Here is a 2485-nt window from a genome sequence, read left to right on the forward strand (position 1 = left end):
TTTTGATTAAGCCCTCGATCGATTAGTATCCGTCAGCTCCATGTGTCACCACACGTCCACGCCGGACCTATCTACCTGATCGTCTTTCAGGGATCTTACTGGCTTGACGCCATGGGAAATCTCATCTTGAGGGGGGCTTCATGCTTAGATGCTTTCAGCACTTATCCCTGCCGCACGTAGCTACCCAGCTATGCCTTTGGCAAGACAACTGGTACACCAGCGGTGCGTCCATCCCGGTCCTCTCGTACTAAGGACAGCTCCTCTCAAATTTCCTCCGCCCGCGACGGATAGGGACCGAACTGTCTCACGACGTTCTGAACCCAGCTCGCGTACCGCTTTAATGGGCGAACAGCCCAACCCTTGGGACCGACTACAGCCCCAGGATGCGATGAGCCGACATCGAGGTGCCAAACCTCCCCGTCGATGTGAACTCTTGGGGGAGATAAGCCTGTTATCCCCGGGGTAGCTTTTATCCGTTGAGCGATGGCCCTTCCATGCGGTACCACCGGATCACTAAGCCCGTCTTTCGACCCTGCCCGACTTGTAAGTCTCGCAGTCAAGCTCCCTTCTGCCTTTGCACTCTGCGAATGATTTCCAACCATTCTGAGGGAACCTTTGGGCGCCTCCGTTACTCTTTAGGAGGCGACCGCCCCAGTCAAACTGCCTGCCTGACACTGTCTCCCACCCGGATCACGGGTGCGGGTTAGACGGTCCATACAGCAAGGGTAGTATCCCACCAGTGCCTCCACCGAAGCTGGCGCTCCGGGTTCCAAGGCTCCTACCTATCCTGTACAAGCTGCACAGACAGTCAATATCAGGGTGCAGTAAAGCTCCACGGGGTCTTTCCGTCCTGTCGCGGGTAATGCGCATCTTCACGCATAGTATAATTTCACCGAGTCTCTCGTTGAGACAGTGCCCAGATCGTTGCGCCTTTCGTGCGGGTCGGAACTTACCCGACAAGGAATTTCGCTACCTTAGGACCGTTATAGTTACGGCCGCCGTTTACTGGGGCTTCAATTCGCACCTTCGCTTGCGCTAAGCGCTCCTCTTAACCTTCCAGCACCGGGCAGGCGTCAGCCCCTATACTTCGCCTTGCGGCTTCGCAGAGACCTGTGTTTTTGCTAAACAGTCGCCTGGGCCTATTCACTGCGGCTCCTCAGGGCTTTCACCCCAAAGAGCACCCCTTCTCCCGAAGTTACGGGGTCATTTTGCCGAGTTCCTTAACGAGAGTTCTCTCGATCACCTTAGGATTCTCTCCTCGCCTACCTGTGTCGGTTTGCGGTACGGGCGCCTGTTTCCTCGCTAGAGGCTTTTCTCGGCAGTGTGGAATCAGGAACTTCGGTACTTTATTTCCCTCGCCGTCACAGCTCAGCCTCACGGCAAACGGATTTGCCTGTTTGCCGGCCTAACTGCTTGGACGCACATCCAATCGTGCGCTTGCCCTATCCTCCTGCGTCCCCCCTTCACTCAAACGGAAACGAGGCGGTACAGGAATTTCAACCTGTTATCCATCGCCTACGCCTTTCGGCCTCGGCTTAGGTCCCGACTAACCCTGAGCGGACGAGCCTTCCTCAGGAAACCTTAGGCATTCGGTGGACGGGATTCTCACCCGTCTTTCGCTACTCATACCGGCATTCTCACTTCCAAGCGCTCCACCATCCCTTTCAGGATGACTTCACTGCACTTGGAACGCTCTCCTACCATTGCCAAAGCAATCCGCAGCTTCGGTGATACGTTTAGCCCCGGTACATTTTCGGCGCAGAGTCACTCGACCAGTGAGCTATTACGCACTCTTTGAATGGTGGCTGCTTCTAAGCCAACATCCTGGTTGTCTAAGCAACTCCACATCCTTTTCCACTTAACGTATACTTGGGGACCTTAGCTGGCGGTCTGGGTTGTTTCCCTCTCGACTACGGATCTTATCACTCGCAGTCTGACTCCCAAGCATGAGTATCCGGCATTCGGAGTTTGTCTGAATTCGGTAACCCGATGAGGGCCCCTAGTCCAAACAGTGCTCTACCTCCGGTACTCTTCACTTGAGGCTAGCCCTAAAGCTATTTCGGAGAGAACCAGCTATCTCCAGGTTCGATTGGAATTTCACCGCTACCCACACCTCATCCCCGCATTTTTCAACATACGTGGGTTCGGGCCTCCAGTCAGTGTTACCTGACCTTCACCCTGGACATGGGTAGATCACCTGGTTTCGGGTCTGCGACCTCATACTCATCTCGCCCTGTTCAGACTCGCTTTCGCTGCGGCTCCGCCTCTTCAGCTTAACCTTGCATGAAATCGCAACTCGCCGGTTCATTCTACAAAAGGCACGCCATCACACTTATTGTGCTCTGACTACTTGTAGGCACACGGTTTCAGGTTCTCTTTCACTCCCCTCCCGGGGTGCTTTTCACCTTTCCCTCACGGTACTGGTTCACTATCGGTCACTAGGGAGTATTTAGCCTTGGGAGATGGTCCTCCCGGATTCCGACGG

Annotated in this window: 1 rRNA gene; it reads right to left on the reverse strand. The window is 54.8% G+C overall.

From position 1 onward, the window contains the following. Positions 1–2: 2 nt before the first annotated feature. Positions 3–2485, reverse strand: a 23S ribosomal RNA gene (locus tag ACFSCZ_RS13280); the annotation flags it as partial.

Origin of the sequence: Siminovitchia sediminis, from assembly GCF_042680885.1 — a bacterium.
In the GTDB taxonomy this organism is placed as follows: Bacteria; Bacillota; Bacilli; order Bacillales; family Bacillaceae_C; genus Siminovitchia; species Siminovitchia sediminis.